The sequence below is a fragment of the Alistipes sp. ZOR0009 genome, assembly GCF_000798815.1.
GTDB lineage: Bacteria > Bacteroidota > Bacteroidia > Bacteroidales > ZOR0009 > Acetobacteroides.
Genome location: NZ_JTLD01000077.1, coordinates 1 through 21,481, shown reverse-complemented (window position 1 = coordinate 21,481; position 21,481 = coordinate 1). Strand labels below are relative to the sequence as shown.

The following is a 21,481-nucleotide window of genomic DNA, read 5'->3' as shown; positions in this document are numbered from 1 at the left end:
TCGATAAAATGTCACAAGTAAAACGCGTGTATACCTTCGGAAATAAGCAAGCTGAAGGTAACGGAAAAATGCGTGAGCTTCTAGGCGGTAAAGGTGCGAACCTTGCTGAAATGAACCTCATTGGCATGCCAGTTCCTCCCGGATTCACCATCACTACTGATGTTTGTACTGAGTACTACAAGCTAGGGAAAGATCAGGTAGTTGAACTACTTAAGCCAGAAGTTGAGAAGGCTGTTAAGTATGTTGAAGAAATCATGGGTAACAAGTTTGGCAACAACGAAGACCCACTTCTACTTTCAGTTCGCTCAGGTTCACGTGCTTCAATGCCAGGTATGATGGATACCATTTTGAACCTTGGTTTGAATGACGAAGCTGTTGCAGGAATTGCAAAAAAGAGCGGAAACGACAGATTTGCTTGGGATTCATACCGTCGTTTCGTACAAATGTACGGAGACGTAGTTCTTGGTATGAAGCCAGCTTCTAAGGAAGAAGAAGATCCATTCGAAGAAATCATCGACCACCTTAAGGAAGAAAAAGGTGTGCAAAACGATACCGATCTTACAACTGAAGACCTTAAGGAACTAGTAGCTCGTTTTAAGGCTGCTGTTAAGAAGGCAACAGGAAAAGATTTCCCTGCATCTCCATGGGAGCAACTTTGGGGTGCTGTTTGTTCAGTATTCGATAGCTGGATGAACGAGCGCGCTATCCTTTACCGTCAGCTGAACAAGATCCCAGAAGAATGGGGAACTGCAGTTAACGTTCAAGCGATGGTATTCGGTAACATGGGCGAAACTTCTGCTACTGGAGTTTGCTTCTCTCGTGACTCTAGTACTGGCGAAAACCTATTCAACGGTGAGTACCTAGTAAACGCTCAAGGTGAAGACGTAGTGGCAGGTATTCGTACCCCACAAGAAATCACCATTATCGGTTCACAACGTTGGGCTGAGCGTAAAGGCATGTCTGAAGCGGACAGAAAGGCTACTTTCCCTTCGCTAGAAGAAGTAATGCCAGCTGCTTACAAGGAGCTATTTGATATCCAAAAGAAGATGGACACCTACTTCAAGGATATGCAAGACATGGAGTTCACCATTCAAGATGGCAAACTTTGGATGCTTCAAACTCGTGCTGGAAAGCGTACTGGTGCTGCAATGGTTAAGATTGCAATGGACATGCTTCGCGAAGGTCTTCTAACCGAAGAAGAAGCTGTTCTACGCGTTGAGCCTAACAAACTAGACGAGCTACTTCACCCAGTATTTGACAAGGCTGCTATCAAGAGCGCAAAGACGATCTCTCGTGGTCTTCCTGCATCTCCAGGTGCTGCTACTGGCCAAATCGTATTCTTTGCTGACGACGCAGAGGCTTGGGCAAACCAAGGAAAAGAAACCATCCTTGTTCGTATCGAAACTTCACCAGAAGACCTTAAGGGTATGAACGTTGCTAACGGTATCCTTACTGCTCGTGGTGGTATGACCTCTCACGCTGCCGTAGTTGCTCGTGGTATGGGTAAGTGCTGCGTGTCTGGTGCTAGCAACCTAAAAATTGACTATAAGCTTCGCACTCTAGAAGTAGATGGCAAACTATACAAAGAAGGTGACTTTATCTCTCTAAACGGAACTTCAGGTGAAGTTTATGATGGCAAAGTTGCTACCGTAAAACCAGAACTTAGCGGAGACTTCGGTGAGTTAATGATTCTTGCTGACAAGTACGCAAAGATGAAGGTTAGAACTAACGCTGATACTCCACACGACTCTAAGGTTGCTCGCGAGTTCGGTGCTCAAGGTATTGGTCTTTGCCGTACCGAGCACATGTTCTTCGAAGGCGATCGTATCAAGTCGGTTCGTGAGATGATTCTTGCTAACGATGAAGCTGGCCGTCGTAAGGCTGTTGCTAAGCTTCTTCCTATGCAACGCGAAGACTTCGAAGGTATTTTTGAAGTTATGGCTGGCTTAGCAGTTACCGTTCGTCTTCTTGACCCACCATTGCACGAGTTCGTTCCTCACGAAGAGAAACAACAACGTGAAATGGCTGCTGAACTAGGCATCTCTTTCGAAGAGGTTGTTGAAAAAATCCACAGCCTTGAGGAAGTTAACCCAATGTTAGGACACCGTGGTTGCCGTCTAGGTAACACCTACCCAGAAATCACCGAAATGCAAGCTCGCGCTATCATTGAGGCTGCGCTAAACCTTAAGAAGAAGGGCGTTGATGCTGCTAAGGTAGAAATCATGGTTCCTCTTGTTGGTAACGTTAAGGAGCTTGAGTACCAAAAGTCAATTATCGACGAAACTATCGCTAAGGTATTCGCAGAATATGGCGACAGCGTTGAGTATACTGTAGGTACAATGATCGAAGTTCCACGTGCAGCAGTTACTGCAGATGAGATTGCTAAGGTTGCTCAGTTCTTCTCTTTTGGAACAAACGACCTTACTCAGATGACTCTTGGTTTCTCTCGCGATGATATCGGTAAGTTCTTACCAATTTACATCAACAAGGGTATCCTTAAAGTTGATCCATTTGAAGTACTTGACCAAGATGGCGTTGGCCAACTTGTTAAGGGTGCTGTTGCTAAAGGACGTAGCACTCGTGCTGGCCTTAAGTGCGGTATCTGTGGTGAGCACGGTGGTGAGCCATCATCTGTTGAATTCTGCCATTCTGCAGGACTTGACTATGTTTCATGTTCTCCTTTCCGTGTGCCTATTGCACGCCTTGCTGCTGCTCAAGCTGCTATCAAGGAAAACAAGAAGTAGTATTACCTCTTCATCAATAATAAAAAGGCTATCCTTGCGGATAGCCTTTTCTTATTTCGGATTCTCCGTTACGCAACCATTTATCATAATACCAATAAAAAAGATTATATTGTAGCTATACTAACTACTTTTTAACTAATACTTACTCTCATGATAAAAGTTGGATTATTCGGATTCGGACGCACGGGAAAATTGGTTGCGGCAGAGATTATAAAAGACCCGCAGTGCTCTCTTGAATGGGTTGTTCGAAATACGCACGAAAACGAAGGAGCCTTTGCCAGCGAACTCCTTGGCATTAAATCTCTTCAAGGAAAAATCGTTTGTAAAGACACCTTTCAAGAATCGCCCCAATTCTTTGATGAAAACAAGGTTGACATCATCATAGACTTTTCTGATAGATCTGGTTTCTACCTATACAACAAGGCTGCCGGCAAGTTGGGAATAAAGGTCGTTACGGCTATTTCTAAGTACGAGAAGATGGATATTAGCAGAATCGAAGAGCTAAGTGCGGACACCGCAGTCGTATTCTCCCCCAATATTACAGTAGGCATCAACCTAATTTTGGTACTTTCTGAACTTCTTGAAAAGATAATACCAGACGCAGATATTCAGATTGTAGAAGAGCATTTTCGAGATAAACCGGAAGTTTCAGGAACAGCGCTCAAAATTGCAGAAAGGCTAAACCTTAACCCCGAAACCCATGTAAAGTCGATACGAGCAGGAGGAATCGTAGGCAAGCATGAAGTACTATTCGGGCTACCCAACCAAACGCTTCGCCTAATTCACGAATCTAACAGCCGATCAGCATTTGGACGCGGAGCGGTATTTGCATCAAAATGGGTGATAAATAAGCCGCCAGGACTCTACGACATGGAAAGCATCATACGAGCAGAATTAATTAAAAATATTACAATTTAAATACAAATGCATCCTCGATAAAACGAGGGTGCACTACTATGCACAAAATAGTCCCTTTTTAACAGGTTCCTTTCAACTTAAGAACGGAACCGTCCAATCTTTCTCCCATTATGATACGAACAACGCATATTTCTGATGCTACCGCCATCTGCAATATTTACAATTACTATGTTGAAAATACAACAATAACATTCGAAGAAATAGCCGTTTCTGTTGAAGACATGTGTACCCGAATTGCCCTTAGTTTAGACAAATACGCTCACATCGTCTACCTCGATAATAACGAAATTATGGGATATGCCTATGCTACAACATGGAGAACTCGTGAAGCATATCGTTTTAGTACAGAAACAACAGTATACCTAAAGCAAGGCTACGAAGGAAAAGGTATTGGCATGTTGCTCTACATCGAGCTGATTAAACAACTAAAAAGCAAAGGCTTTCACCTATTAATTGGGTGCATTACCATCCCAAACGAACAAAGCATTCGGCTACATGAGAAGCTGGGATTCCAAAAGGCAGGTCACTTCAATCAGGCAGGTTGGAAATTCAACCAATGGCTCGATGTGGGATTTTGGGAACTAACTATTTAAAAAGATATCGTCACAAAAAGTAATTTACCACAATCCACAAACACAGCGCAATTGTTCCTTGACGAATTTACACACAAAGCTATCGTTTAAGGCCGTCCGTTTAAAACGAATTAACTCTATTTTTTCAGCGTTGCCTACCAAACTTAATATATAGCTGACAGCCTTACCTTTTGCATCTATTTTACCCCCTTAGCCATCCGTCTCCAGCAATCCTTTTACACAAAATTAGGAATACAAAACAAAATCAGAGAACCCCAATTAACAAAATACAATAATGGATACACATAAAGCGAGGTTTTACGATTCAACAAGCAACGCTTAAAATGGAGATACACTTAAGATTAGATCTGTCGAAGCATTGTTTACAATATGTTTTTAAACAACTAATTTAAACGCTATTTTCCTCCCTTTTTTTTCGGCAATCCCGCTAGGTTAAGTTACATTTGCTCAAATCTTTTTAATACAATTTACGATGAAACTTTCGCATATTGAACACATCGGTATTGCCGTTAAGGATTTGCAAACGGCTATCCCTTACTATGAGAATGTACTAGGCTTAAAATGCTACAACGTCGAAGAGGTTAAGGATCAAAAGGTAAAGACTGCATTTTTCATGATTGGTCAAACCAAGATTGAGCTTCTTGAATCAACCGATCCAGAAGGACCGATTGGAAAGTTTATCGAAAAGAAGGGCGAAGGCGTACACCACATTGCATTTGCAGTTGAAGGTATCGAAGGCGCTCTTGAATTCGCAGCAAACCAAGGAATTCAGCTAATTGACAAGGCACCTCGCAAGGGAGCAGAAGGCCTGGACATCGCATTCCTTCACCCAAAATCTACCATGGGTGTTCTTACGGAGCTTTGCGAAAACAAGAACAAGTAGAAGTAGAACTATAACTGAATATTCATTCAATGACTCAACAAGAGAAAATTCAAGAGTTGCTAAGCCTTCGCGAAGAAGCGAAGCTTGGTGGTGGTCAAAAGAGAATTGATTCTCAGCACAAGAAGGGAAAATACACCGCACGTGAGCGTATCGAAATGCTTCTTGACGAGAACTCATTCGAAGAGTTTGACATGTTCGTAAGCCACAGATGTATTGACTTTGGTTTGGCAGAAGAAACATACCTTTCTGACGGTGTTGTTACCGGCTACGGTACTATTGACGGACGTTTGGTTTACATCTTCTCTCAAGACTTTACGGTATTTGGCGGATCGTTATCAGAAATGTTCGCAGCAAAGATCTGTAAGGTAATGGACATGGCAATGAAAACTGGCGCTCCTGTTATCGGTGTTAACGACTCAGGTGGTGCTCGTATTCAGGAAGGTGTTAAGTCACTAGGTGGATATGCGGATATTTTCCAACGCAACATTATGGCATCGGGTGTAATCCCTCAAATTTCTGCCATTTTCGGACCTTGCGCTGGCGGTGCAGTTTACTCTCCTGCTCTTACCGACTTCAACATTATGACTAAAGGAACTAGCTACATGTTTGTAACTGGACCTAAGGTTGTAAAAACAGTAACTGGCGAAGACGTAACCCAAGAACAGCTTGGTGGAGCAAGCATCCATGCTACCAAATCGGGCGTTGCTCACTTTGTGGCAGAAAACGAAGACGAAGGTATCCTTCTAATCCGCAAGCTGCTTAGCTTCCTTCCTCAAAATAACCTAGAGGAGGCTCCTCTTAAGCTATCTAACGATCCAATTAACCGTATCGAAGAGAGACTTAACGAGATTATCCCTGACAACCCTAACAAGCCATACGATGTTAAGGAGGTTATTCACCTGTTGGTTGACGACAAGGAATTCCTTGAAGTACACCGCGACTACGCTCCAAACATCATCTGCGGATTTGCTCGCTTCAACGGAATGTCTGTAGGTATCGTTGCCAACCAACCTCAATACCTTGCAGGGGTACTAGACATCAACGCATCTCGTAAGGCTGCACGTTTTGTTCGCTTCTGCGACGCATTCAACATTCCATTGGTAACCCTTGTTGACGTTCCTGGATTCCTTCCTGGTACTGCTCAAGAGTACGGCGGAATTATCCTTCACGGGGCAAAACTTCTGTTTGCCTACGGTGAAGCAACAGTTCCTAAAGTTACCGTTATCCTTCGTAAGGCATACGGTGGTGCATACGACGTAATGAGCTCCAAGCACCTACGTGGTGACATCAACTACGCTTGGCCAGGTGCCGAAATCGCAGTTATGGGACCAAAGGGTGCAATCGAAGTACTTCTTAGCCGCGAAATCGGAAGCATTGAAGATGAAAAGGCTAAGGTTCAATTCCTAGTTGAAAAGGAACAAGAGTACCGCGATAAGTTCGCCAACCCATACGTTGCTGCCAAGTTTGGCTACATCGATGACGTAATCGAACCAAAGAACACTCGTTTCCGTATCGCACGTGCGCTACAATCGCTTGCCACTAAGAAGGATGTAAATCCTCCTAAGAAGCACTCGAACATTCCATTGTAAAACTATACCTATGAGCAAAGTTTTTAAATTGGTTAGAAGCTTTGTTATAATCATGTCATTATGCGTTTCGGGCAAGGTTCTTGCCCAAAACGCAGGTGACTTGAGGATTAACGAGTTTCTTGTCATCAACGAGTCAAACTATCAGGACGATTTTGGGGTACGTGGTTCTTGGATTGAAATCTACAACACCGCCTACAACTACGTAAACATCTCAGGGTGCTATCTCACCAATGACCCTAAAAACCCCAAAAAGTATCGAATCCCCAAAAATGATCCAGTAACTAAAATCGCACCACGCAGTTATCTTGTTTTTTGGGCAGACAACAAAACCACTCACGGAACGCTACACCTAAATTTTGATCTAAGAGAAACGAACTATCTTGCGCTTTACGACCAAAGCGGAAGAGTTTTAATCGACAGCGTTACGTTTAACCACACCATCCAAAAACCAGACACCAGCTGGGGTCGCACCACCGACGCCGGCAACACTTGGAACTTCCTTCCCAAAGCAACACCTCGAGGAAATAATGACACCGTAGAAGGGGCTTCTGCTGGATCCAAATTCCTTCTATACGATCCCAATGGCTTTCTCATGGCCTTCATGTCCATGAGCGTTGTTTTTATAGCCCTAATCATGCTATACCTCGTATTTAAGTACATTGGCAAGTACAACATCAAGCTTTCTGGCAGAGCAAAACAGCGCGAGCTCGAAAAGCAAGGTATTGTAGCCCATCCAGGGGCGAAAATTTTAGAAGGACCTTCGGGAGAGGAGCTAACTGCAATTGCTACGGCGATTTACCTATACGAGAATGAGAGGTCTGACCTTGAATCTTCGATACTAACCATCGAAAAAACAGCGAGAACCTACTCGCCTTGGAGTTCGAAGATTTATGGATTAAGGCAAATACCTCAAAAAGTTACAAGACGGTAACTTTTGGTGATTTAAATTATCAACAAACCGACTAAAACTTTAAAATTACTCAAATGAAACAATACAAGCTCAAAATAAACGGGAACGACTACGATGTTCACGTAAATAACGTAGATGGTAACATCGTCGATGTTGAAATCAATGGCTCTCCCTATAAGGTTGAAATAGACAGGGAGATTAAGCAATCCAAAACGCCAACCCTAGTACGACCAGAAGCAGTACCTTCGACAGACTCCCATCCATCGGTAGCAAAAACGGTGAGCCCCGGAATGGCAACATCTGGAGCCATCAAATCGCCACTACCAGGAGTTATTCTTAGCCTTGCCGTCCGCGAAGGAGACATTGTAAAGGTAGGACAACGCCTTTTGGTACTCGAGGCTATGAAGATGGAGAACAACATTGACTCTGACAAAGAGGGAAAAATCGCCTCTATCAAAGTTCGTCAAGGCGATAGCGTAATGGAAGGTGATGTACTTGTAGTTATTGAATAAGCCCCAATCCTATGGAACAAACTCAAAACTACATGTCATTTTTGTCCGATCAGCTGATGCAGTTTCTTGGCTACACCGCCTTTGCAAACTTCACCGTCGGACATGCTATAATGATCTTGGTTGGATTATTTTTCATTTATCTAGCCATTTCGAAAGAGTACGAACCGCTGCTCCTCATCCCTATTGGCTTTGGAATTATCATTGGGAATATTCCATTTTACCCAGGATTCCAAGTCGGAATTTACGAGCAAGGCAGCGTACTAAACTACCTCTACTTCGGCGTACTAAACGGAATATATCCACCCCTTATTTTCTTGGGGATTGGAGCAATGACCGATTTCTCAGCATTAATATCCAACCCAAAGCTGATGCTTATCGGCGCAGCGGCTCAGCTTGGTATTTTTGGAGCCTACGCCATAGCCCTTCTAATCGGATTTTCGCCCGAAGAAGCAGGTGCCATTGGTATTATTGGTGGAGCTGATGGTCCAACCGCGATATTCCTGTCTGGGAAACTTGCTCCAGATCTTATTGGCGCAATTGCCATTTCAGCATACTCATACATGGCGCTAGTTCCTGTTATTCAGCCTCCAATCATGAAGCTGCTTACCAGTAAGAAAGAACGTCTTATCAGAATGAGAGCACCCCGTCAGGTATCTAAGCTCGAAAAGATTCTTTTCCCAATTGTAGGAATTATGCTAACCTGCTTTATTGTACCTACTGGTCTTCCGCTTCTTGGAATGCTCTTCTTTGGGAACCTTCTAAAAGAAAGCACGGTAACCAAACGATTGGCGGATACGGCTAAAGGCCCAATGATTGATGTTGTGACAATCCTTATTGGTTTAACTGTTGGTGCGTCAACCCAAGCAACCACATTCCTTACAGCCAAATCGGTAGGAATATTTGGACTTGGAGCTGCATCGTTCGTTGTAGCTACCTTTGGTGGGGTGATGTTTGTTAAAATAATCAACATATTCCTCAAGGAAGGAAATAAGATCAACCCGCTTATTGGAAATGCAGGTGTGTCTGCTGTTCCTGATAGCGCACGTGTATCGCAGGTTGTAGGGCTCGAGTACGACAAAACCAACCATTTACTAATGCATGCCATGGGGCCAAACGTTGCAGGCGTAATTGGGAGTGCCGTTGCTGCTGGTATTATGCTCAGTTTCCTTAGCTAGCAAACCGATTTAACCTATATAAAGAGGCTTAGAAATCTAAGCCTCTTTTTTTATTCCCAAATTACATTATTCCCCCCATCTTTGTTTCTATAAATAAACCATTTTTATGATGAAGCTGCTTATTCCAATTGTTTTTGCTCTCTGTATAAGCTGTAGCAAAGGGAGAACAACCAGCATACCCGGAGGTGATGCCACAATAAAAGGGGCAGACCTCTCCTTTCTTCCCGAGATAGAAGGATCAAATATCCCATTCTTCGACCCAAATGACGTCAAGAATGATATGCTGAGCATACTAAAGCAAGCAGGGTGTAATACTATACGACTACGGCTTTGGCATTCCCCCGCGGATGGGCACAGCGGCTTTCAGGAGGTTGCCAACTTCGCTGCACGAATAAAATCTACAGGCCTAAAAATCTGGCTAGACATCCACTACTCCGACACTTGGGCCGACCCTGCCCATCAAACAAAACCAGACAAATGGATCAACATAGATAAGGAAGCGCTAAAAGATAGCATTTACCAATACACCTACCGAGTTGTTTCTGCAATCAAACCGGAGATTGTACAAATAGGAAATGAAATCAACAACGGGTTTCTTTGGCCTTCGGGCAACTTATCCGACGAAAATAACCAAGCCAACTTTATAGAACTTCTAAAATCTGGGACAAAAGGAGCAAGGAATGCCTCTCCTTCATCTCTAATTATGCTACATTTTGCAGGGATTGAGGGATCTCCGTGGTTCTTTGAATCGCTAATAGCCAACAATATAGACTACGATTTAGTTGGACTATCCTTTTATCCGTACTATCACGGTAAAGATTTTGCACTTCTTTCATCAACCCTATCGAGGCTTAAAAAGAGCACAGGTAAAAAGGTACTTATTGCAGAGACAGCCTACCCGTTTACTCTTGGATGGAATGACAATACCAATAATGTTGTAGGACAAGACAGCCAGCTGATGGCTGGCTATAGCGCAACGCCTTCAGGACAAAAAGAGTTTATTTCGGCTCTCATCAAAAGTATAAAAAGTGCCGGAGGAGATGGATTCTGCTACTGGGGCGGCGAATGGGTAGCCTTTAAGGGATCTCAAGCAACCAATGGCTCATCGTGGGAAAACCAAGCATTATTCGATTTTAATAATAAAGCGCTCCCTGTTCTCGATAATTTTAGAGAATAAAAAAGGTTGTATCTGTAGATACAACCTTTAGGAATTAATGTCTTTATATTAAGCAAGCTTTACATTAACGGCATTTAATCCTCTTTTACCTTCTTGAAGTTCGAAAGTTACTTCGTCGTTCTCCTTAATTCTGTCGATTAAGCCAGATACGTGCACGAAATACTCTTTGTTCGATTCAGAATCTTTAATGAAACCAAAACCTTTTGTTTCATCAAAAAATTTAACAACTCCTTTGTTCATATGATAAAATTAATAGTGTGTAAGTTAGGCATAAATATTTAGTTTTATGCTTTTTTCAAAATTTTTATTCATACCATTCAGCTCTTTATCATAAAAACATTCGAACAAAAGGTACAAACAAGCCCTCAGCATACTACAATGGCTTTTATTCAAAATAAAACCAACATTATTTTGTTGATTTTAAGCAAAAAAAGCAGAGTATTTATTCCAAAAATGGAGAAAAAAAGGCAAAAAACAAAATTAATTGGCTAATGAAACCCGCGCATTTACGCATTTTTTTCCTATCTCTTTACTTTTTCTGCATTTAGCAGCTTACCTAACGTCTCCACTTTATCAGGATGTTGAGCAGCCAAATTCGTCTTCTCTGCCCTATCCTTTTTTATTTTATAGAGCTGTGGTTCCTTGCTATTTCCCAATTCCGTATTGGTATACTTATCGTAGGTATTACGATTACTTGGCTCTATATATTTCCACTCTCCGGTAGTAATGGAAAGCGCACCCGCCTGCTCTATTACGTACTCCCGTCCATTTTCGTTTTTACCTAAAAGCACGGGAAGTAGATTTTTACTATCAGGTGCTGCATTACCGTCCACTTTTGCATCTAAAAGGTTGGCAAAAGAGGCAAACAGGTCCACCTGAGAGATAAGAGCGTTAGAAACTCCTTTTTTCACTTTATCAGGCCAGCTTATAAGAAAAGGAATTCGAGTTCCTGCTTCAAAGTTGCTGTACTTTCCACCACGGAAAGGCCCCCAAGGACGGTGCTTTCCCAGCAGCTCTACCGCCTGATCCTGATATCCATCATCGACAACAGGACCGTTATCACTGGTAAGCACAACTATCGTATTTTCGGTTAAACCCAGCTTATCGAGGGTTTTCATCAGCTCGCCAACACTCCAATCGAACTCTAAAATAGCATCACCACGAGGACCCATCCCACTTTTACCAACAAAGCGAGGGTGCGGAACCCGGGGAACATGAATATCGTTGGTGGCAAAGTAGAGAAAGAATGGGTGGTTGCTATTTTCTTCGATAAACTTAACCGCTTTTGCCGTTATGCTATCAGCAATATACTGATCGTTCCAAAGAGCGCTCCTCCCTCCTTTCATATATCCGATGCGGGAGATGCCATTTACAACTGCCTGATCGTGCCCGTGGCTGGGACGCTGAACGGTTAGGAGTTCAGGATGTGTTTTACCGGTGGGTTCCCCCGCAAAAGGAGCGCTGTAGCTAACCTGAATTGGATCGTTGGGATCTAAATTTACCACACGTTGATTTTCCACAAAGACACAGGGAACTCTATCTCCCGTTGCGGCCATAATGTACGAGTAGTCGAACCCGATATCGGCTAAGCCGGGAGTAATAAGGTTATTCCAATCCTGTTTGCCCGTTTCGTTGCCTAATCCCAAGTGCCACTTGCCAACGGCCGCTGTTTTGTAGCCTGCATTTTTGAAGATATCAGCAAGGGTCGCTTGCTCAGGCTTAATAATCATCCCCGCATCGCCAGGGGCAACACCCGTATCAGGACGACGCCATGCGTACTCGCCTGTAAGGATGGAATAGCGCGAGGGAGTGCTGGTGGCAGCCACCGCATGGGCATCGGTAAAGCGAATGCCCCTCGAAGCAAGCGCCTCTACGTTGGGTGTTTTTACCGTCTTTTCTCCATAACAGCTCAAATCTCCATAGCCAACATCATCGGCCAAAATAAAAATAACGTTAGGACGCTGCGATGTCTGTGCTGCTGCTTCAGTCGAAGGCAACGCCAACGCCGTTCCGACTCCTAGCATCCCTAAAACTCTTTTCTTCATCTGGTGGTTTAGATAAATGGGTAACAAGATTTAGATTCGAATAAAGAATTGAGAGAGCGAAAATCCGCCCCTACCTCTTGACTCTATGCAGCGAATTTATGGAATATGACAAAACCATCTGGCGCAAATAAATGCATAAATGGGCCGACGAACTTAATTTGCACTAATACGGTGCAACAAAAAGGCCATCCTTACGAATGGCCTTTCTACTTTACTTTATAAGGTTGAAAACAATAGCCTGTCCTCCGCCCGATGCTAGGTGCATCTTGAGCAGATCTTTACTTGTTACCACCTGGTTAACTATTTTATAGTCGGTAGGATTCGATTCCCAGCTCGCAGCATCGCCATCGCCATAGATGGTAGCCTCATATTTTTTGCCCGGCTTAAGGAATGTAAGCGGAATGGTTAAATCGCGCTCCTTCTCGTTGGTAACCGAACCGACAAACCAAGTATTTCCGGCTCGACGAGCAATGGTTACGAACTGTCCTACCTCACCGTTTAGCGTATGGCTTTCATCGCAGTCGGCATTGTAGTCTACCACAAACTTAAAGGCTGGATGTCCCTCATAATTCTTTATCTCGTCGCTAGCCATTTGTAACGGGCTGTATAAAACCACCATCATGGCCAGCTGCTTGCATAGCGTCGTATGAACGCGGGTATTCCCCTTATCCAAGTCGTTCCAGCGTTCGCGTTTTCCTGTATTCTTAAATAGGATATCGAAAGTACCTGGGGTGTAGTCGAGCGGACCAGCCAACATGCGGGTAAAAGCCAGCGTAGGAACGTGCGAAGGCGGGTTTCCTTCGCTCCAAGCCTCCCATTCCATTCCTCGGACTCCCTCTCCAGTCATTAAATTGGGGTAAGTACGGCGTAATCCGGTAGGTTTTATCGGCTCATGCACATCAAGCATAATATTGTACTGAAGAGCTTTATCGACCACATGCTGGTAGTGATTTACCATAAACTGTCCGTGATGGTGCTCTCCTTGTGGATAGATTCCTCCGGCATATCCTGTTTTTACGGCATTCATACCGTAACTTTTGTACAACGAAAATGCCCTATCAATAAGTTTTTCGTAAGATGGGATATCTCCTCCCGTTTCGTTGTGGCCTATTAGCTGAATTCCGTTATCCTTAGCGTACTTAGCCACCTTAGCAAAGTCAAAATCGGCGGCAGGAGTTATATGGTCGAAGGCATCTTTAGCCCCCCAGCGATCCCAACCAGCATTCCATCCCTCTACAACAACGCCCTGAATATTGTGACGCTTGGCAAAGTCGATGTAGGCAATAGCGTTAGCCGTTGTGGCACCATGCGTTGGGCTCTCCTTCCAAGTTTGGGTGCCTAAATGCATTCCCCACCAAATCCCCACATATTTCATAGGCTTAATCCACTGGGTGCTGGTAGCCTTCGAAGGTTCGTTTAGATTAAGTACCAGAGGCGAATCTATAAGTCCTTTTGCATCTGGACTAATTTGTAGCGTACGCCAAGGTGTTGCAAATGGAGTCTCCGTACGTACCTTATCGCCATTTGCCCAAGGGGTAAGCTCCACCTTAAAGTGCAGCGGGCTCACCTGCTTTAGATGCATATCGGCATAATTTACCAACGCTGCCTCATGAAAGCTAAGATGCAGGCCATCTGCGCCACGCATGGTAACCGGTGTGGCGACCCACGATGCTTCGGTGAGCGGCGTCTCGTTATAAAGCTTTTCGTAGGTGTTGTAGTCGGCATAAATCCACCATGTTTTGTAGTTCTCGGTTAACGAAAACTCCGTTAGCTCGTCCATAATGGTAATCTTGCCCAGATTTTCCTGCTTAGGCACGCTGTAACGGAAACCAATACCATCATTAAAGGCTCTAAACTCCAAATTCATCACCCGGTGAGGAGCCTTATGCTCCTTAAAGGATACCGTAAGGCTGTTATGGCAGTCGCGAACGATTTTATTTTCTCCCCAAGGCTGCGTCCATGTCTTATCAAAGGTACCGTGAGACAAAGGAGTCATATCAAAGCCGGACGACATGGGCTGAGATTCCTTAAACGTAAAGCCAAGCCGCGAGGTATCAACCACAACACGTCCTGTACGGGTTACCCTATAGCACGGTTCCCCTTTTTTAGAGAGAAAAACCTCCACCTTGATCTTTCGATCGGGAGAAAGGAGCACCGACGCCTTTTGCGCCCATACGCTGCCCACCCCCACTGCCATCATAGCGACAGCGGTAATAAATTTCTTTGCGATGTTCATAGCTGCAATAAAATACTGATTTTAGATTTGCCTACTCTCCTTGTTTAGGCCTTGCTAAATTATCAATATAATGCCATTATTCTCTCCCACTAGCGCGTCAAAAAGGAGAAAAACAGGTTACCAAGGATAAACGGCACAAAACGCGCTGCTCTTTTCGCGGCTAGCGATGCAGCCGCCCAATTTTTTGCCAAACCAAAAGGCCAATTATTTGTTTTTTTCTTGGATTGTAGCTTTAGAACAAACAAAAGTCGATCAACTATAAAACAGAAGCAACATGAAGGCATTTTTACTGATACTAGGGCTGATTACAGCCACCGTAGCCGTTGCCCAAGAGCAGAAGCTAGCCTACGACTCCACCTTAGCTAAAAAGTTGGGTGCCGACGAGCTGGGCATGCGGCAGTACGTGCTGGTTTTTCTTAAAAAGGGACCAAACCGCCTCACGGATTCGTTGGCGAGAGTAAAGCTGCAGAAAGCGCATCTCGAAAACATTGGTAGGTTGGCAAAAATGGGAAAGCTGATACTGGCAGGTCCCTTTATGGACAACCAGGAGATTAGAGGCATCTACCTATTTGCCGTATCGTCGGTAGAGGAGGCTAAGGAGCTTACCCAAACCGATCCCGCCGTAAAGGCAGGCTCCCTCATCATGGAGTTACACCCTTGGTACGGTTCCGCTGCCCTTATGGAGCTTCCAAATATCCATCCTCGAATACAAAAAAAGTCTTTTTAAAAGCAAAAAACCTTTCTAAGAAAGGTAATCACGTATCGCAATATACGTATCTCAACAAGCGAACCCACGTTGTCGTAAAATGTTATGCATTTCGTGATGCATTATACTTGTGTCCTGATACTCTTAAGACAACCTCTTTTACTTTTACGCCCGCAGATAAAACATCCTTAAAGAATCCGTAGCCTAGATCTACCAAATGAAAAAACCATCGTATTTCGTCAAAATAATTGCTACTTTTCGGCCATAAACTATAGATAAAACCGTTGGAGAGCTGCTTGTACAATAAGGTAAGCTTACTTAACAAGCAACAAGAAGGTTGCTTGTAGAATACGGCTTAATGAAGCCGCATCATTTACTTTTTACTTGCCCATAGCCAACCAACAAGGAGAAAAGCCTATGTATATTACTCATATTGCCATTTGGACAAGAGACTTGGAGGCAATGAAAGCATTCTACACCCGATACTTCAACGGGATTAGCAACGAAAAGTATATTAACCCAATAAAAAAGTTCGAATCCTACTTTATTCGCTTCGACGATGGAGCACAGCTCGAGCTTATGCGAAAACAATCGGTATATAAGCCTACCGATAGCGAAGAGTGCCTCGGATTAACGCACTTTGCCTTTAAGCTAAGCTCCAAGGAGGAGGTAGTAGCACTTACTGAAAGGCTTAGATCAGATGGTTTTCTCATTGTAGGCGAACCCCGAACCACCGGAGACGGTTTCTTCGAAAGCGTAGTGCTCGATGTGGAGGGAAATCGCATAGAGCTGGTAGCCTAATCCGCATTAATCCCCCAAAAAAGGAGAAAAGAAGCAAAAATGGAGCTTCGAGAAACCTTTAACATCCTACTAGAGGGCTATACCTGCAGCACCGAAACTAAAATCGAGCTGTGGAACGAGCTGGAGTTGCTTTACTCTGGCACTGGACGGTTTTACCATACGCTTAAGCATCTGGATAGCCTGCTTACCGAGCTTACTGAGGTAAAAGAGAAGCTGCAATGCTGGGAAGCCACCCTTTTTACGCTCTTCTACCACGATGCCATCTACGAGGCTACGCAACCCGAAAACGAAGAGCAAAGCGCACTGCTCGCAGCCAAAAGAATGGAGCAAGTTTTAGTTCCCAAGCCTATCATTGCCAGCTGCTGCGCGCAAATAGAGGCTACCAAGCATCATTTTTTGGCTTCGGATGTCGACACCTGCTACTTTTTGGATGCCGACCTGTGTATCCTCGGACAAGATGCGGAAACCTACGCCGCCTACCGTTGGAATGTGCGAAAAGAATACGCCATATTCCCCGATGCAACGTACAACCAAGGTCGAAAAGCCGTACTACAGCACTTCTTAAACATGGATCGTATCTACAAAACGCCCCACTTCTACCACAAGTACGAGGATAAGGCCCGACAAAACCTCCATGCAGAGCTAACGCTCTACTAGCCTATAAGGAAGCACCTCAAGTAGAGGTAGCCCATCCACCCAACCTACCATACTTAAGCAATTAAGAATCGCTGATTGCTTTCATATAGTAAAAACCTTTTTAAGATAGACAAAAATGGGGTTGAGCCCAACCTAAAGGTAAAATCGGACGAGGCGCTGAGCAAAACGCTCGAAGTAGTGGCAAAACAGAACGCATTGTAGAAGTCCCATACTTCACCATTACGGGTAGGATGCGCTGCACAAGCGGGCATCCTACTATTTATTTTAACCGACCGCTCTAAGTCAACTAAATATTTTGCTATTGTAGCGTAGGTTTCGTAATGAGCTACTTTTAATTCTATACAACCTTATATAATAAGGTATATGTCAAATTTTAGCAAAAGAAACTTCAATTTTAATTACCATAACTAAGTGGCTAACTAACATAAATAAAAGCGCAGCCACCAACGGTTGCACTTTTTAAAAGGGCCTGCCTAGGTTAGGCTTATAGCTAGAATAAAGCATTACCAATTATTTCACATCAAAAATTTAGAGCAGCTACTCTAAAAAAATGTAAATTTAGACTCTTAACACAAAGGTAAGATGGCACAAATCAACCCATTTATCAACTTCAACGGCAATGCAGAAGAGGCATTTACGTTTTATCGTTCCGTTTTTGGTGGCGAGCTTACAAAGGTTATGCGATTTAGGGATATTTCGAGCGCCGAATTCCCCATTTCGGAGAGCGAGGCCAACAAGATAATGCTCATTGCGCTTCGCATTGGAGATAACCTTCTAATGGGTAACGATGTTCCTGAATTCATGGGCAGAACAAACGAAAATGAGAATAGAAGTAAAATTTCGATCAGCGCCGAGAGCAAAGAGGAGGCCGATAGGATCATCAACGGGCTGTCGGTTGGTGGTATCGTCGAAATTGCTGCAGATGAAAGCCCTTGGGGCTCCTATTTTAGCATGTTTCGGGATAAGTACGGCATCGAATGGATGGTAGATTATAATCCTAAAGAATAGGAAGAGTAATTAATGAATAGCAGCCCGATGCGTTTATACAGATACTAAAAACACTATAAAACAAAAGAACTCAATGAAAAGTAGCAGGTTGGCCTATCTGGGATTTATTATCCCTCCTATTTTTTGGATTACCATTGCCATTTGTGGCCTAATGACCGAAGGCTACAGCCACCTTACCAATATGGTAAGCGAGTTGGGTACCATAGGAACAAAAACACAGTATATCTTCACCTTTTCGCTGGTGGTAATATCGGTCCTGAGTATCCTTTTTGTGGTTGGCCTCTGCAGAATTGCCAAACGAAGCGGACTAAGCATTACTCCCATTCTGCTAATCTTAACCTTCTCCTTCTCGATACTAGGTGCGGGCATTTTCCCCTTACCCCTAAAGCTACACGGCATTTTGGGTTCACCATGCATGCTTTTGCCGCTATCGCCGCTGCTTTCGCTCTTTTTATGGAGGGAAAGCACTATTCGAAACATAAAAATTGCAGCAGCCATATCAGCAGCCGTCATATCGCTCGGATTTCTAACGTTGACACCTGAAGTGCTGGACAGCTACTTTGGCTTAAAGCAGCGTTTTTTCCATATTGGATGGAGCTTATGGTTTATCTACCTTAGCGTAAAATTTATAGAGCTGGATAAAGCTAGCGCAGCAAGTAAAAAAATGGCTGATAAGTAAATTTGTCTGCCCGGCAAGCTACCAATAACAGTAGTAGAAATAAGCCATCAATCAGCACTAAGAAAGATAGAGCAAAAACCTGCCATTAGCAGAAAGAAAAAGTATTGAAACCAATTTTAGATGTAACCATAAAATCAAATTATACCATGAAATTTACAACAATCTACCTAGATAAAAACAAAATTGAGATAGTAAAATCTTTTGCCGGAAAGGAGACCATTAAGGTAAATGGCGAAGTTGTATCGCAGAAGTACTCAGCGTTCGGAGCTAAGCACTCGTTCTACATTACAGAAAACGGCGAAAAGGTAGCATGTAACCTTAACATGGGCTACGGATTAAATGGCGTAGTCTTTGATCTCTACAAAAACGAAAAACCCATTGTTGTCTCAGAAAAAAGCGGCTGCCTACCTACCCTTTTCGTTTTTATTCTGATAGCGCTTATTTACGAGGTAGTAAAGAGTTTTTTTTAATATCTATTGTTCCTTTATTTGTCATCTTAAATACTTAAACAGATAATGAAAAAGCTAGCAATTCTAATGCTCGCTATAGCAGCAGCTATGGCATCGTGCCAAACAGACAGAAAAGACCAGGTGGTAACGGTTAAGAACAAGTACACGATTTCGCTTCCCCCATTTGTAAAGGAAAGCACCGGGTTAAACGATGACGCATCGCTGCAGTACCAAAACTCGCTAAGGGAGTTTTACGTGGTGGTTATCGACGAGTCGAAGTCCGAATTCGAAAAGGCGCTATCCGATAACGACCTAAACGACCTCTATCCAAAAAACATAAAGGGCTATTCGGAGCTGCTGATGTTTGGCATGGAGCAGGCCATCGAAATAAAGAGCAAATCGATGCTTCGAGATACCGTTATAAACAACCAACCGGCAAGGCTTCAAACCATAAAAGGAAGAGTGGAGGGTATTGACATCTTCTACTCTATAGGATTTATACAAGGAATAAAAAGATACTACCAAATTATTACGTGGACGCTACAAAACAAGGAGAAGGAGCACGCCGGAGTGATGAAAAAGATTATCGCCTCGTTTAAGGAGGTGTAGATATTTATAGAGTTATCGGCATTGTATGCTTTTATTTCAATAAAGGTGGTAGCGTTGCTATCACCTTTATACTTCAAAAAAACAGAATAACCATTCCGTTGCCGCTAGCAAACTATTTCATACGTTAGGAGACTAGAGGTTATTAAAAAAATAAGTCAAGCACACCTCTCTAACCAGCTCCTAAAAATGAAAACAGCTGATGTGTTTTCATTTTTCCAAGCGTTGAAATGGTCATCAGCTGATGGATGACCATTTTTCCAAGCGTCGAAGTGGTGATCAGCTGATGGATTAGCATTTTCCCGACCGTCGAAGTGGTCATCAGCTGATGGATGACCATTTTTCCGAGCGTTCAAATGGTCATCAGCTGATGGATTAGCATTTTTCCGAACGTTTAAGTGGACGACAGCTGATGGGCACATTGACTATACAAAAAAAACGTAACACTGTTTTATGTTGACATATTTTAGCTATATTAGGAGCGATATCCTACTTCGTGGAAAGTGCAGGTTATGCGGAAATAATCGCAGCTAGCTGCATATACATAGATGTTGGGAGCAATATTGATTCATAACGGTAAAGTCATTCAATATTTAAACGATAAAAAAATGAAAACAAGGCGGATTGTAAGCAATTTTATAAAAAATAAAATCATATTCTTTGTTTTTTCAATGATGTTTATCTTGGGTTCTTGTGATAAGGAATCAAATAAAAATCAAAGCAAGACTTTAATAGGAAAATGGAGTTGGATTCAAAGTAATGGTGGATTTGGAGGGGTAACTAACACTCCGCAATCAACTGGAGATGTGATAACCATTGAATTTGTAAACAACTCAGTCTATCGACAATACAGAAATGGAATTTTAAGTATTGAAACGACATATGAACTCAAGAATGTAGAAGGACATAGTGAGTTGTTCATATTTTATGGTAATGGTCATGCATCTATAATAACGTTATTAGATATTGATAAACTAATTCTTACAGATTATATGTGCGATGGATATGTAAATACGTATAGAAAAAAATAAAAACATGCTGCTAATACACGCTATAGTCAACAGTTGGGCGTCATGCTTAAATGCAACTAGAGATAAGTCTTGAACGAAAAACAATTTCACTAAAATATCTACAGTTATGAAACACTTAATTTTTGTAATCTTGTTGATGGGGATTATTAGCTGTGAAAAAAAAGACGATAATCATTTGGACATTAAAGCAGGAATTGGAGGTAATATTCAATATGGGATTGGTGATTGTATGCCCCAAATAGATGAATCCAAAATAATTTATAATAATTATAATGGTATTTTGTATTTTATATTGAAATCAGAAATTGAACAAAATCATAATTTTGAGCAATTGAAAGATAAAAGTATAAAAACTTCCGTTAAAAATGGAAATTTTGCAATTGAACTTCCGATAGGAACTTATTTAATTATACCGAATGATGTCTATTTATATTCTGACTACAATACTGTTACAATTAAAGAAAATACAGTAGTAAAAAAGAGTTTGAAATTTTGGAAATGTACATCTTACTAACTTGTTCGGAAATAAAAAAATGAACCGCCAATCAAGTAAACCACCCCGCCAGCACTAACTGACGGGGAAAACCTCTCACACCACTGTACGTACGGGTCGCGTATACAGCGGTTCGTTAAAATGAAGAGCAACCCTTTCGTAGTGCGTGAGCATGGCCTCATCTCCCCTTTTACATTTAACAAACTTCATCCGGCAGCAACGGCTAATTTAGCCCCAAACATTCCATCCGCCAACACCCGTGGCGAAGC

The 21,481-nt window shown here is 42.8% G+C and carries 23 protein-coding genes; 19 read left to right on the top strand and 4 right to left on the bottom strand.

All coding sequences use genetic code 11. The features are described from left to right. Positions 1–8: 8 nt before the first annotated feature. From ppdK to L990_RS16100, 9 genes are all read left to right on the top strand, one after another. Entirely contained in the window at positions 9–2,744 is a 2,736-nt protein-coding gene (gene ppdK, locus L990_RS16140) for a pyruvate, phosphate dikinase (protein ID WP_047451554.1), read from the top strand. A gap of 150 nt (positions 2,745–2,894) precedes the next feature. After that, entirely contained in the window at positions 2,895–3,662 is a 768-nt protein-coding gene (locus L990_RS16135; RefSeq protein WP_052181096.1) for a 4-hydroxy-tetrahydrodipicolinate reductase, read from the top strand. Between the two features lie 110 nt (positions 3,663–3,772). Continuing rightward, positions 3,773–4,255, top strand: a complete 483-nt coding sequence (locus L990_RS16130) for a GNAT family N-acetyltransferase (protein WP_047451551.1) — start codon at positions 3,773–3,775, stop codon at positions 4,253–4,255. 472 nt (positions 4,256–4,727) lie between these two features. After that, complete coding sequence (mce, locus tag L990_RS16125; protein WP_047451549.1) at positions 4,728–5,138, top strand: methylmalonyl-CoA epimerase; 411 nt, start codon at positions 4,728–4,730, stop codon at positions 5,136–5,138. A gap of 29 nt (positions 5,139–5,167) precedes the next feature. Next, positions 5,168–6,727 (top strand): acyl-CoA carboxylase subunit beta, encoded by a 1,560-nt coding sequence (locus L990_RS16120; RefSeq protein WP_047451546.1) that lies wholly within the window; start codon positions 5,168–5,170, stop codon positions 6,725–6,727. Between the two features lie 10 nt (positions 6,728–6,737). After that, positions 6,738–7,658, top strand: a complete 921-nt coding sequence (locus L990_RS16115; RefSeq protein WP_047451543.1) for an OadG family transporter subunit — start codon at positions 6,738–6,740, stop codon at positions 7,656–7,658. Between the two features lie 53 nt (positions 7,659–7,711). Then, positions 7,712–8,149 carry a biotin/lipoyl-containing protein gene (locus L990_RS16110; RefSeq protein WP_047451541.1) on the top strand — a complete coding sequence of 146 codons (438 nt, stop codon included), beginning with the start codon at positions 7,712–7,714 and terminating at the stop codon, positions 8,147–8,149. 11 nt (positions 8,150–8,160) lie between these two features. Further along, positions 8,161–9,324 (top strand): sodium ion-translocating decarboxylase subunit beta, encoded by a 1,164-nt coding sequence (locus tag L990_RS16105; protein ID WP_047451539.1) that lies wholly within the window; start codon positions 8,161–8,163, stop codon positions 9,322–9,324. A 106-nt stretch (positions 9,325–9,430) separates the two neighbouring features. Further along, the gene (locus L990_RS16100; RefSeq protein ID WP_156121650.1) at positions 9,431–10,501 is read left to right on the top strand and encodes an arabinogalactan endo-beta-1,4-galactanase; all 1,071 of its coding nucleotides are present in this window, start codon (positions 9,431–9,433) and stop codon (positions 10,499–10,501) included. 48 nt (positions 10,502–10,549) lie between these two features. Here L990_RS16100 and L990_RS16095 read toward each other — a convergent pair whose 3' ends face one another. The 3 genes from L990_RS16095 to L990_RS16085 all read right to left on the bottom strand — a co-directional run bounded on the left by L990_RS16095 (position 10,550) and on the right by L990_RS16085 (position 14,782). Then, entirely contained in the window at positions 10,550–10,741 is a 192-nt protein-coding gene (locus L990_RS16095; RefSeq protein WP_047451533.1) for a cold-shock protein, read from the bottom strand. A gap of 281 nt (positions 10,742–11,022) precedes the next feature. After that, positions 11,023–12,546 (bottom strand): sulfatase family protein, encoded by a 1,524-nt coding sequence (locus tag L990_RS16090; protein WP_047451532.1) that lies wholly within the window; start codon positions 12,544–12,546, stop codon positions 11,023–11,025. A gap of 211 nt (positions 12,547–12,757) precedes the next feature. Then, the gene (locus L990_RS16085) at positions 12,758–14,782 is read right to left on the bottom strand and encodes a glycoside hydrolase family 97 protein (protein ID WP_081981764.1); all 2,025 of its coding nucleotides are present in this window, start codon (positions 14,780–14,782) and stop codon (positions 12,758–12,760) included. A 274-nt stretch (positions 14,783–15,056) separates the two neighbouring features. Here L990_RS16085 and L990_RS16080 point away from each other — a divergent pair, with 274 nt between their 5' ends. The 8 genes from L990_RS16080 (at position 15,057) to L990_RS19455 (ending at position 19,691) form a co-directional block, all read left to right on the top strand. Then, complete coding sequence (locus tag L990_RS16080; RefSeq protein WP_047451529.1) at positions 15,057–15,509, top strand: YciI family protein; 453 nt, start codon at positions 15,057–15,059, stop codon at positions 15,507–15,509. A gap of 396 nt (positions 15,510–15,905) precedes the next feature. Next, positions 15,906–16,289 carry a VOC family protein gene (locus L990_RS16075; protein ID WP_047451525.1) on the top strand — a complete coding sequence of 128 codons (384 nt, stop codon included), beginning with the start codon at positions 15,906–15,908 and terminating at the stop codon, positions 16,287–16,289. Between the two features lie 39 nt (positions 16,290–16,328). Then, positions 16,329–16,946 carry a hypothetical protein gene (locus L990_RS16070; RefSeq protein ID WP_047451523.1) on the top strand — a complete coding sequence of 206 codons (618 nt, stop codon included), beginning with the start codon at positions 16,329–16,331 and terminating at the stop codon, positions 16,944–16,946. Between the two features lie 75 nt (positions 16,947–17,021). After that, positions 17,022–17,147: a hypothetical protein gene (locus L990_RS20535; protein WP_262480652.1), complete on the top strand. Its 126-nt coding sequence runs from the start codon at positions 17,022–17,024 to the stop codon at positions 17,145–17,147. Positions 17,148–17,528: 381 nt separating this feature from the next. After that, positions 17,529–17,954 (top strand): VOC family protein, encoded by a 426-nt coding sequence (locus tag L990_RS16065; RefSeq protein WP_047451519.1) that lies wholly within the window; start codon positions 17,529–17,531, stop codon positions 17,952–17,954. A gap of 73 nt (positions 17,955–18,027) precedes the next feature. Beyond that, complete coding sequence (locus tag L990_RS16060) at positions 18,028–18,633, top strand: DUF998 domain-containing protein (RefSeq protein ID WP_081981762.1); 606 nt, start codon at positions 18,028–18,030, stop codon at positions 18,631–18,633. A gap of 146 nt (positions 18,634–18,779) precedes the next feature. After that, positions 18,780–19,103, top strand: a complete 324-nt coding sequence (locus tag L990_RS16055) for a hypothetical protein (protein WP_047451513.1) — start codon at positions 18,780–18,782, stop codon at positions 19,101–19,103. Positions 19,104–19,148: 45 nt separating this feature from the next. Next, positions 19,149–19,691 (top strand): hypothetical protein, encoded by a 543-nt coding sequence (locus tag L990_RS19455; RefSeq protein WP_052181095.1) that lies wholly within the window; start codon positions 19,149–19,151, stop codon positions 19,689–19,691. Positions 19,692–19,860: 169 nt separating this feature from the next. Here the strand turns inward: L990_RS19455 and L990_RS20120 are convergent, their stop codons facing one another. After that, positions 19,861–20,010 (bottom strand): hypothetical protein, encoded by a 150-nt coding sequence (locus tag L990_RS20120; RefSeq protein ID WP_156121649.1) that lies wholly within the window; start codon positions 20,008–20,010, stop codon positions 19,861–19,863. 286 nt (positions 20,011–20,296) lie between these two features. Between L990_RS20120 and L990_RS16040 the strand changes: the two genes are divergently transcribed. After that, a complete protein-coding gene (locus L990_RS16040; protein ID WP_231562293.1) occupies positions 20,297–20,719 on the top strand; it encodes a hypothetical protein in 423 nt (140 codons plus the stop codon). A gap of 106 nt (positions 20,720–20,825) precedes the next feature. Then, entirely contained in the window at positions 20,826–21,233 is a 408-nt protein-coding gene (locus L990_RS16035; protein ID WP_156121648.1) for a hypothetical protein, read from the top strand. The last annotated feature ends 248 nt before the right edge of the window (positions 21,234–21,481 follow it).

What these genes read in the sequence shown, in the direction of transcription:
- L990_RS16075 (WP_047451525.1), top strand. Translation starts at nt 15,906, where the DNA reads ATGTATATTACTCATATTGCCATTTGGACAAGAGACTTGGAGGCAATG.
- L990_RS16085 (WP_081981764.1), bottom strand. Translation starts at nt 14,782, where the DNA reads ATGAACATCGCAAAGAAATTTATTACCGCTGTCGCTATGATGGCAGTG.
- L990_RS16070 (WP_047451523.1), top strand. Translation starts at nt 16,329, where the DNA reads ATGGAGCTTCGAGAAACCTTTAACATCCTACTAGAGGGCTATACCTGC.
- L990_RS16105 (WP_047451539.1), top strand. Translation starts at nt 8,161, where the DNA reads ATGGAACAAACTCAAAACTACATGTCATTTTTGTCCGATCAGCTGATG.
- L990_RS16065 (WP_047451519.1), top strand. Translation starts at nt 17,529, where the DNA reads ATGGCACAAATCAACCCATTTATCAACTTCAACGGCAATGCAGAAGAG.
- L990_RS16130 (WP_047451551.1), top strand. Translation starts at nt 3,773, where the DNA reads ATGATACGAACAACGCATATTTCTGATGCTACCGCCATCTGCAATATT.
- L990_RS16100 (WP_156121650.1), top strand. Translation starts at nt 9,431, where the DNA reads ATGATGAAGCTGCTTATTCCAATTGTTTTTGCTCTCTGTATAAGCTGT.
- L990_RS16060 (WP_081981762.1), top strand. Translation starts at nt 18,028, where the DNA reads ATGAAAAGTAGCAGGTTGGCCTATCTGGGATTTATTATCCCTCCTATT.
- mce (WP_047451549.1), top strand. Translation starts at nt 4,728, where the DNA reads ATGAAACTTTCGCATATTGAACACATCGGTATTGCCGTTAAGGATTTG.
- L990_RS16080 (WP_047451529.1), top strand. Translation starts at nt 15,057, where the DNA reads ATGAAGGCATTTTTACTGATACTAGGGCTGATTACAGCCACCGTAGCC.
- L990_RS16055 (WP_047451513.1), top strand. Translation starts at nt 18,780, where the DNA reads ATGAAATTTACAACAATCTACCTAGATAAAAACAAAATTGAGATAGTA.
- L990_RS16110 (WP_047451541.1), top strand. Translation starts at nt 7,712, where the DNA reads ATGAAACAATACAAGCTCAAAATAAACGGGAACGACTACGATGTTCAC.
- L990_RS16120 (WP_047451546.1), top strand. Translation starts at nt 5,168, where the DNA reads ATGACTCAACAAGAGAAAATTCAAGAGTTGCTAAGCCTTCGCGAAGAA.
- L990_RS19455 (WP_052181095.1), top strand. Translation starts at nt 19,149, where the DNA reads ATGAAAAAGCTAGCAATTCTAATGCTCGCTATAGCAGCAGCTATGGCA.
- L990_RS20120 (WP_156121649.1), bottom strand. Translation starts at nt 20,010, where the DNA reads ATGACCACTTCGACGGTCGGGAAAATGCTAATCCATCAGCTGATCACC.
- L990_RS16090 (WP_047451532.1), bottom strand. Translation starts at nt 12,546, where the DNA reads ATGAAGAAAAGAGTTTTAGGGATGCTAGGAGTCGGAACGGCGTTGGCG.
- L990_RS16035 (WP_156121648.1), top strand. Translation starts at nt 20,826, where the DNA reads ATGAAACACTTAATTTTTGTAATCTTGTTGATGGGGATTATTAGCTGT.
- L990_RS16115 (WP_047451543.1), top strand. Translation starts at nt 6,738, where the DNA reads ATGAGCAAAGTTTTTAAATTGGTTAGAAGCTTTGTTATAATCATGTCA.
- ppdK (WP_047451554.1), top strand. Translation starts at nt 9, where the DNA reads ATGTCACAAGTAAAACGCGTGTATACCTTCGGAAATAAGCAAGCTGAA.
- L990_RS16095 (WP_047451533.1), bottom strand. Translation starts at nt 10,741, where the DNA reads ATGAACAAAGGAGTTGTTAAATTTTTTGATGAAACAAAAGGTTTTGGT.
- L990_RS16135 (WP_052181096.1), top strand. Translation starts at nt 2,895, where the DNA reads ATGATAAAAGTTGGATTATTCGGATTCGGACGCACGGGAAAATTGGTT.
- L990_RS16040 (WP_231562293.1), top strand. Translation starts at nt 20,297, where the DNA reads ATGAAAACAAGGCGGATTGTAAGCAATTTTATAAAAAATAAAATCATA.